At 63.6% G+C, this 8,550-nt stretch carries 8 protein-coding genes and 1 pseudogene; all 9 read left to right on the top strand.

Translation table 11 applies throughout. The annotated features are described in order from the left end of the window. Nucleotides 1-722: TRAP transporter substrate-binding protein DctP (gene dctP, locus A3764_RS08100; RefSeq protein ID WP_067951449.1), on the top strand; the 722-nt coding region annotated here is incomplete at its 5' end. 26 nt (nt 723-748) lie between these two features. Beyond that, nucleotides 749-1,282 carry a TRAP transporter small permease gene (locus A3764_RS08095; RefSeq protein ID WP_067922699.1) on the top strand — a complete coding sequence of 178 codons (534 nt, stop codon included), beginning with the start codon at nt 749-751 and terminating at the stop codon, nt 1,280-1,282. Beyond that, complete coding sequence (locus A3764_RS08090) at nt 1,282-2,622, top strand: TRAP transporter large permease (protein ID WP_067922696.1); 1,341 nt, start codon at nt 1,282-1,284, stop codon at nt 2,620-2,622. Before A3764_RS08095 ends, A3764_RS08090 begins: the two co-directional genes overlap by 1 nt. Beyond that, nucleotides 2,619-3,395, top strand: a complete 777-nt coding sequence (locus A3764_RS08085; RefSeq protein ID WP_067922693.1) for an IclR family transcriptional regulator — start codon at nt 2,619-2,621, stop codon at nt 3,393-3,395. The genes A3764_RS08090 and A3764_RS08085 overlap by 4 nt, the downstream gene beginning before the upstream one ends. Before the next feature lie 16 nt (nt 3,396-3,411). Beyond that, nucleotides 3,412-5,508 carry an FAD-dependent oxidoreductase gene (locus tag A3764_RS08080; protein WP_067922690.1) on the top strand — a complete coding sequence of 699 codons (2,097 nt, stop codon included), beginning with the start codon at nt 3,412-3,414 and terminating at the stop codon, nt 5,506-5,508. Nucleotides 5,509-5,548: 40 nt separating this feature from the next. After that, on the top strand, nt 5,549-6,748 hold the full coding sequence (locus A3764_RS08075; protein ID WP_067922688.1) for an acyl-CoA dehydrogenase family protein: 1,200 nt from the start codon (nt 5,549-5,551) through the stop codon (nt 6,746-6,748). Next, a complete protein-coding gene (locus tag A3764_RS08070) occupies nt 6,745-7,878 on the top strand; it encodes an acyl-CoA dehydrogenase family protein (protein WP_067922685.1) in 1,134 nt (377 codons plus the stop codon). Before A3764_RS08075 ends, A3764_RS08070 begins: the two co-directional genes overlap by 4 nt. Next, the gene (locus A3764_RS08065) at nt 7,859-8,290 is read left to right on the top strand and encodes a PaaI family thioesterase (RefSeq protein WP_067922681.1); all 432 of its coding nucleotides are present in this window, start codon (nt 7,859-7,861) and stop codon (nt 8,288-8,290) included. Before A3764_RS08070 ends, A3764_RS08065 begins: the two co-directional genes overlap by 20 nt. Then, nucleotides 8,287-8,550: pseudogene (locus A3764_RS08060) on the top strand (enoyl-CoA hydratase); the annotation flags it as partial. The gene A3764_RS08065 and the pseudogene A3764_RS08060, both read left to right, overlap by 4 nt.

Raw genomic sequence — 8,550 nt, 5'->3', positions numbered from 1 at the left:
GGGTCGGGATGCGCGCCACCGACGAATTGATGCGCAACAGCCCCGAAATTCAGGCCGATCTGGCGGACAAGAACCTCGTCTACGTCGGCAGCTGGACCACCAGCCAGGTCAACATCGGCTGCAAGGGCGAGCCGATCCGCACCGTCGACGATATCTCCGGCAAGAAAGTGCGCGGCGTTGGCGCATACGGCAAGGTCTTTGGCGAGAACGGCGCCAATATGGTCAACATGTCCATCTATGACGCCTATCAGGGTCTGGATACGGGCCTGATCGACTGCTCGCAGGGCTACAGCTACGCGGTTGCAGCGCTGAAGCAGGCCGAGGTGATGGACAACTACACCATCCTAGACTGGGGTCAGGTCGGTGGTCTGGGTATCTTCATGAACAAGGACACCTACGACAGCCTGAGCGCCGAACAGCAGGAGCTGATCGGTCAGGTCGGTTCTGACATGGCGGACGAATTCGGCCGCATGATCAACGAAGCGAACGACAAGGCCATCGCGTCGATGAAGGAGCAGGGCGTCGAAGTGATCGAACTGCCCGCGGAAGAGCGCGCGAAGCTGGTTGAAGCAGGCAAGAAGTTCCTCGACGAATGGGTCGAGACGGCGAATGCCGCGGGCCTGCCCGGTGAGGAACTGCTGGCCGAGTACCAGTCGCTCATCACCAAGTACACCGAGGTGCGCGACGCCGAGGGCTATCCCTGGGAACAGCCGAGCAACTGATCGTAGTACAAAGAGGGGGCGGGCCGATGTTGGTGCCACTTGAGAAAATCCTGCTGGGACTGGGCGCGCTTGCGGTCATCCTGCTGGGTGTCCTGATCACCACCAACGTCGTGGCCCGCGCTGTCTTTGCGGGCCAGGTGCCCGACAGCGTCACGATGGTGCGCGAACTCATGGTCGCCGCCATCGTCCTGCCCCTTGCCGCCGCGACGGCCGCGCGCGCCCATGTGAGCGTGGCCTTCGTATCCGACCGCTTCGGCCCACGGTTCCGGTCATGGCTCATCGTGACCGGCTCCGTCATCGGGCTTATTGCGCTTGCGCCGCTGATTTACTCGGGGGGGCGCGAGCTGATCGGGGCTGTCGAAAAGGGCAGCTTTTTCTACGGTGACCTGAACCTGCCGAAATGGCCGGGCAGGCTGCTCTTCCTCGTTGGCATCATCGCCACATTCCTGCGGCTCGCAGAACTGGCGTGGCGCGATACCCGCACCATTCTGGCGGGCGGCGTCGTGTCGGACGAACAACAACATGCAGGTGACCTGCTGACCGAAGGGGAGAACGGTTGATGGATGCTTCGACCATCGGGCTGATCGCCTTTGGCGCGGTTCTCTTCATGCTGGCGATGCGGGTGCCGATCGCCTTTACGCTGGCTTCCGTCGCCACCGTCGCGACCTTTTTCATCTTTGCCTTCCGCACCGGCACGTTCATGCCGGAGCGCGCGATCAAGGCGACGACTTCGATGGTGTTTTCGAACTCCTTCGACCTCATCCATTCCTACGATCTGTCGATGATCCCGCTTTTCGTGGCGCTGGGTCACATCGCCTACAAGGCCGACATCACCACCAAGATCTATCACGCCGCCAAGGTCTGGCTGACGCGCCTGCCCGGCGGGGTCGCGATGGCCTCCGTCATGGGCTGCGGCGGCTTTTCGGCGATCACCGGATCGTCCATCGCCTGCGCGTCGACCATGGGCAAGATCTGCACACCCGAGATGCTGCGTATGGGTTACGATCCGCGCCTCGCGACGGCATCGGTCGCGGCGGGCGGCACGCTGGGCTCGCTCATCCCGCCTTCGGTCCTCTTCATCATCTACGGGATCTTCACCGAAACCTCCATCTCCTCTCTGTTCCTGGCGGGGGTTCTGCCGGGTCTGCTGACGCTGGCGGGGTTCATCTTCGTGATCGCGGTCTGGGTCTGGCGGACGCCGGAAATCGCGCCCTCGACGGATCAGCGCTATTCCAGCTCGGAACGCTTCCGCGCGGCATGGGAAAGCTGGCCCGCCGTGCTGCTTTTCATCCTGATCATCGGGGGCATCTACGGCGGTATCTTCACCGCAACAGAAGCTGCCGCCGTCTGCGTGGTGTCGGCGGCGATCATCGGCTTTGTGCAGCGCAAGCTGACCCTGGGCGGGTTGTGGGACGCGGTGAAGGAAACCTGCATCCAGACCTCGGCCATCTTCCTGATTGCCGCCGCGGCCAAGATCTTTGTGGCCTTCGTGGCGCTGACCGGCGTGGCCAATGTGATCGTGGGCTGGGTATCTGATGCGCAGCTTTCGCTGGTGGTGCTGATGCTTTGCATCGCGGTGATCTACCTGCTGCTCGGCATGTTCCTCGATCCCATCGGGATCATGGTGCTCACTCTGCCGCTGATGATCCCGCTGGTGGAAAGCTACGGGCTGAACCTCATCTGGTTCGGGGTCGTGGTCATCAAGCTGCTGGAAATCGGGCTGATCACGCCGCCCGTGGGGCTCAACGTCTTCGTCATCGCCAACGTGGTGGGCAAGGAAGCCCCGATCGACAAGATCTTTGCTGGCATCACGCGCTTCCTGAGCATCGATATCATCGTGCTCGTCCTGATCATGTCCTTCCCGGCGATATCGCTCCTGATACCGATGGCGGCCCGATGAACGATCAGGTTTCGGATCGCAAGTTCGCCAATACGCTGGCGCGGGGCTTGGGCATTTTGCGTGCCTTTCGGGCCAGCGACAATGGGCTGACCCACGCCGAGATCGCCGAACGCACGGGCCTGCCCAAACCCACGGTGTCGCGGCTGACCTATACGCTTTGCGAATTGGGCTACCTCAGCCACGGGACGCGCAATGACCGCTTCCGCCTCGGACCGTCAGCGGTGGCGCTGGGTTCGGTCGCGTCGCTGTCTATCGGGTTTGTCGATCTGGCATCGGAAGCGATGCAGAAGCTCGCCGATGCGACCGGAACGCTCGCGCTCATCGCCGTGCGGGATGGCGACCGCATGCTGCTTGCCAAGACTTGGCGGCCAGGGGGCGTCGCGACCATCTGGCTTGAACCGGGGCACCGCATTCCGATTTTCGGGTCGTCCTCGGGGCAGGCGGTTCTGGCGACCATGGGCGAAGAACGCTTTGCCGCACTCGATCCCGATTCGGAACTGACGCAATTCAGGCAGGACGGCTACGACCAGCTTATCGGGCAGGGCTTTACCATCGCACCGCCGCCCACCCGTTATGCACGCAGCGTCAATGCGGTAAGTGTGCCTTATTTCGCCAATGAATTCGGCGAGCCGGTTGCCTTTACCTGCGGCGCCTTGCCTACTGATCTGACTGACACCCGCGCCCGGGAAGAGGTCGGCCCCGCCCTGCGCGACACCGTTCGCGGATTGGAGCAGCGTACCGGACATCCAGCGGCGCTGACCCGCCGCGGCTGAGACAGAGGAGAATGAAATGAGCGACAAGGTTGCCTATACCCGACATGCCGATGTGGCCGTGCTGCGGATCCAGAACCCGCCCGTCAACGCGCTGAGCCAGGCCGTCCGGCAGGGCCTTCAGGACGGGATGGACCGCGCCGAATCCGAAGAGGGCGTGAAGGCGGTCGTGATCGTAGGCGACGGGCGCGCGTTTATCGCCGGGGCCGATATCACCGAATTCGGCAAACCGCCGAAAGAGCCGCATCTGCCCGATCTCTGCGCACGGATCGAAGCCTCCCCGCTGTTGGTGGTGGCATCGATGCACGGCGTTTCGCTGGGCGGCGGGCTGGAGGTCGCGCTGTCGACGCACTACCGCGTCGCGCAACCCTCGGCCCGGTTGGGTCTGCCCGAAGTGCACCTTGGTCTCATTCCCGGGGCGGGTGGCACTCAGCGTCTGCCACGTTTGACGGGCGCGGAAGCGGCGATCGAGGTCATCACCTCCGGCCGTCACGTGAAGGCGTCCGAGGCCCAGAGCCTTGGCATCATCGACAAGATCGCCGAAGGCGACCCTGAGGAAGTGGGCCTTTCCTATGCGCGCCACCTGCTGGAAGAAGGCGCGTTGCGCCGGCCTGTCAGCGCAATGCCGGCGGCGGAGCCCATCGACTGGGACGGCACCTACGATACGGTGCTGAAGAAGGGCCGGGGGCAGATCAGCCCGGCCAAGGCCGTCCGTGCCGTGCAGGCAAGCGTCGAACTGCCCTTCCAGGAAGGCATGAAAGCCGAGCGCGACATCTTCATGGAACTGATGCAGACCGACCAGCGTCAGGGCATGATCCATGCGTTCTTCTCAGAGCGCGCCGTGAGCAACCTGCCCGAGCTGAAGGGCGTGGAGCCGCGCGCACTGCAATCCATCGGCGTGATCGGCGGCGGGACCATGGGCGCGGGCATCGCGACGGCGGCCCTCTTGGCGGGCTTGAACGTGGTGCTGATCGAAATGTCGGATGAGGCCGCGAAGGCCGCCCGCGACCGGATCGCCGGCAACCTTCAGGGCGCCCTGAAGCGGGGCAAAATCACCGAAATGAAATTTCAGGCTCTCACGACCACCGCGCTCGAAGTTTCGGAGAACTACGACAGTCTCGCCTCGGTCGATCTCGTGGTCGAAGCGGTCTTCGAGGACATGGGCGTCAAGAAAGAGGTCTTTGGCAAGCTGGACGCGGTCTGCAAGAAGGGTGCCGTTCTGGCGAGCAACACATCCTATCTCGACATCAACGAAATCGCCGCCAGCACGTCGCGGCCCGAAGACGTGATCGGGCTGCATTTCTTCTCGCCCGCGCATGTGATGAAACTGCTGGAGGTCGTGGTCGCCGACAAGACCGCACCGGAGGTTGTCGCCACGGGCTTCGCGCTCGGCAAGATGCTGGGCAAGACCTCGGTCCGGGCCGGCGTCTGCGACGGCTTTATCGGCAACCGCATTCTCGCGGTCTACCGCACGGCGGCGGATCACATGGTGCTGGAAGGGGCCTCGCCCTATCAGATCGACAAGGCGCTGACGGATTTTGGCTTCGCCATGGGGCCCTTCGCGGTGGCCGACCTTGCCGGATTGGATATCGGCTGGGCGACCCGCAAGCGCAAGGCGCCGACCCGCCACCCCGAAGAACGGGTACCCACCTATATCGACAGGCTTTGCGAACAGGGACACTTCGGCCAGAAGACGGGGCAGGGTTATTACATCTATGAAAAGGGCCAGCGCGGCGGCACGCCGAACCCCGAGATTACCCGCCTGATCGAGGAAGAGCAGAAGGAACGCGGCATCACCCCGCGCGACTTCACCGACGCCGAGATCGTGCGCCGCTACATGTGCGCGATGGTGAATGAATCCGCCAAGGTGCTGGAAGAAGGCATCGCACGCCGCCCGCTCGACATCGATATGACGCTGCTTTTCGGTTACGGCTTCCCGCGCTACTGGGGCGGGCCGATGAAATGGGCCGACCTGCAGGGTCTGGACAACGTACTCGCCGATATCCGCGAATACGCGCAGGACGACGCGTGGTTCTGGAAACCCGCGCCTCTGCTCGAACGGCTCGTCGCCGAAGACCGCAATTTCGAAGACCTCAACAAGGCCGCCGCCGCATGAGCGCCCGGCCCACCCCCCAACACGAGGAAGGAAACGAAACATGGACCTGAGCTATTCCGATGAAGAACGCGCCTTCCGCGAGGAAGTCCGTGCCTTTCTGGACGAAAAACTCCCCAAGGAGTTGTCCGAAAAGATCCGTAAGGGCGAGGAACTGGGCAAGGAAGGTCAGGAACGCTGGCACGCGATCCTGAACGAAAAGGGCTGGCTGGCCCCTAACTGGCCGAAAGAATTCGGCGGCGCCGAGTGGAACGCCGTCCAGCGTCATATCTTCGAGGAAGAGGCCGCCGCCGCCCACGCGCCGCGCATCGTGCCCTTTGGTCTGTCGATGCTGGCGCCCGTGCTGCAGAAGTTCGGCTCCAAGGAACAGCAGGACTATTGGCTGCCGCGCATTCTGTCTGGTGAAGACTGGTGGTGTCAGGGCTATTCCGAACCGGGTGCCGGTTCGGACCTCGCCTCGCTCAAGACAACCGCGGTGCGCGATGGCGATCATTACATCGTCAACGGTCAGAAGACATGGACGACACTGGGCCAGCACGCCAACATGATCTTCTGCCTCGTCCGGACGGACAAGGACGTGAAGCAGCAGGAGGGCATCTCCTTCCTGCTGATCGACATGGACACCCCCGGGGTCGAGGTGCGGCCCATCGTCCTGCTCGACGGCGGGGCCGAGGTGAACGAAGTCTGGTTCACGGATGTGAAGGTCCCGGTCGAGAACCTCGTGGGGGAGGAGAACAAGGGCTGGACCTATGCCAAGTACCTGCTGACCCATGAACGCACGAACATCGCCGGTGTCGGGTTTTCGCAGGCGGGCCTGTCGGCGGTCAAACGGCTGGCAAAGTCCGAAATGGCGGGTGGCAAGCCGTTGATCGAGAACCCCCATTTCGCGGCCCGCGTGGCACGGGTGGAGATCGACCTGATGGCGATGAGCACGACCAACCTGCGCATCGTGTCCAAGGCCGCCGCCGGCACCGCACCGGGCGTGGAGAGTTCCATGCTGAAGGTCAAGGGCACGATCATCCGGCAGGAGATCAACGACCTCGCCCGGCGGGCTGCCGGTGTCTACGCGATGCCCTTCGCCTCCGAAGCGGTGGAAGGGTCCAACCTTGCACTGCCCGACCCGCTCAACGCGGGCCCGGTCGCGGCGCAATATTTCAACAACCGCAAGCTGTCGATCTTCGGCGGCTCCAACGAGATCCAGCGCGGGATCATCGCGAAAACCATGCTGGGAGGTGGCAAATGAACTTTGACCTGACAGAAGAGCGGCAAATGCTGCAGGACAGCCTTCGGCGGTTCCTGCGCGACAAGTATGACACGGCGACCCGCAACAAGATCCTCGAAAGCGACGCGGGCATGTCGACCGAAATCTGGACCGGCCTTGCCGAGCTGGGCGTCATCGGCGCACTCTTCACCGAAGAACAGGGCGGTTTTGGCGGCAAGGGCTTCGACATCGCAGTGGTGTTCGAAGAATTGGGCCGCGCAGGCGTGGTCGAACCCTTCATGGATACCGCGATCCTTGCCGGGGGTCTCATCGCGGATCTGGGTAACGAAGATCAGCAGGCTCATGTCGAGGAGATCATCGGCGGCGGGCTGCAACTGGCCTTCGCCCATGGCGAACCGGCCAGCCGCTATGACCTCAACCGGGTCGCCACTACGGCGAAGGCCGAAGGCGACGACATCGTGCTCAACGGGCGCAAGGCCGTGGTCATCAACGCAGAGGCGGCGGACATACTGGTCGTATCGGCGCGCGAAAGCGGCGAGCCGGGCGATGACGCGGGCATTTCGCTGTTCCTCGTTCCCGCGGATACCAAGGGCATTACCCTTCAGGGCTATGCCCTGCTCGCAGGTGGGCGCGCGGCGGAAGTAACGCTCGATGATGTGACGGTGCCCGCCTCCGCCCGCCTGGGGGAGGCCGGAAAGGCGCTGCCTGCCATCGAGGCGCGGATCGCCACGGCCAATGTGGCGCTTTGCGCCGAAACGCTGGGCGCGATGGAAACCGCCTGCGATCTGACCCGCGACTATCTTGGTACGCGCAAGCAGTTCGGGCGGCCCATCGGGACGTTCCAGGCGCTGGCGCATCGCATGGCCGATCTGTTGATCGAGATGGAGCAGGCGCGCTCTGCCGTGATCCTTGCAGCGGGTCATCTGGAAGATGATCGTGCCAGCCGCGAACGCCATGTCTCAGCCACGAAGAACCTGATGGGGCGCGCGGGCAGGCTGGTGGCCGAAGACAGCATCCAGATGCATGGCGGCATCGCCATGACGCAGGAATACGAGTTGGCGCATATCGCCAAGCGTATCGTCATGGCGGACCACCGCTTCGGCGATACGGACCATCATCTGGAGCGCTTCATTGACTTCGCCGCTGCCTGATGAACGCCACCTGATCCGGGACGAGACCGGCACGCAGACCCTGATCGGCTACGTGGTCGACGTGTCGGACCCGACCCACGGACGCTGCTGGCTGGACCTCGGCCCGCAGCATCTGAACCGGCATGACGTTCTGCACGGGGGTATCACGACGGCGCTGCTCGACAATGCGTCGGGCACGACAGGATCGCTGACGGTGGACAATAGCGGCACGGCGCCCTTCCTGACGATCTCCATGACGACGCAATTCCTTGCCCCGGGCTTGCCCGGCTGGGTCTGCGCCAAAGGCACGGTGACAGGGGGCGGGCGCAGCCTGCTCTATATCACCGCGGAGTTGCGGCACGAAACAGGCACCCTGATCGCCACGTCGACGGGCGTCTTCAAGCGGGTCCCGCAGGAGCGGTTGGCATCATGAGTGCGCGCATCGAGGACAAGGGCGACCGCGTCATCGTCTGGAATGGCAATACCGCCAAGCGCGGTGCCCTTTCACCGGAGTTATACGCGGCCATCCACGAAGCCGTGGCATTGGCGCAGGAGCCGCGTATCAGGGCCGCCATCCTGACCTCCGAAGGGGATTTTTTCTGCGCGGGCGGCAACCTCAACGTCCTGATCGAACGGCGCGCCATGTCCGAACCGGACCGGCGCGGCAAGGTGGACGAGCTGCACGATCTGGTG

The sequence above is a fragment of the Sulfitobacter sp. HI0129 genome, from assembly GCF_001635395.1.
GTDB lineage: Bacteria > Pseudomonadota > Alphaproteobacteria > Rhodobacterales > Rhodobacteraceae > Sulfitobacter.
The sequence above is the reverse complement of the archived record's forward strand: the minus strand, read 5'-3'. Positions and strand labels throughout refer to the sequence as shown.

Bases quoted from the DNA above. Each gene is read 5' to 3' on its own strand.
- A3764_RS08095 (WP_067922699.1), top strand. From the start codon at position 749: ATGTTGGTGCCACTTGAGAAAATCCTGCTGGGACTGGGCGCGCTTGCG.
- A3764_RS08090 (WP_067922696.1), top strand. From the start codon at position 1,282: ATGGATGCTTCGACCATCGGGCTGATCGCCTTTGGCGCGGTTCTCTTC.
- A3764_RS08085 (WP_067922693.1), top strand. From the start codon at position 2,619: ATGAACGATCAGGTTTCGGATCGCAAGTTCGCCAATACGCTGGCGCGG.
- A3764_RS08080 (WP_067922690.1), top strand. From the start codon at position 3,412: ATGAGCGACAAGGTTGCCTATACCCGACATGCCGATGTGGCCGTGCTG.
- A3764_RS08075 (WP_067922688.1), top strand. From the start codon at position 5,549: ATGGACCTGAGCTATTCCGATGAAGAACGCGCCTTCCGCGAGGAAGTC.
- A3764_RS08070 (WP_067922685.1), top strand. From the start codon at position 6,745: ATGAACTTTGACCTGACAGAAGAGCGGCAAATGCTGCAGGACAGCCTT.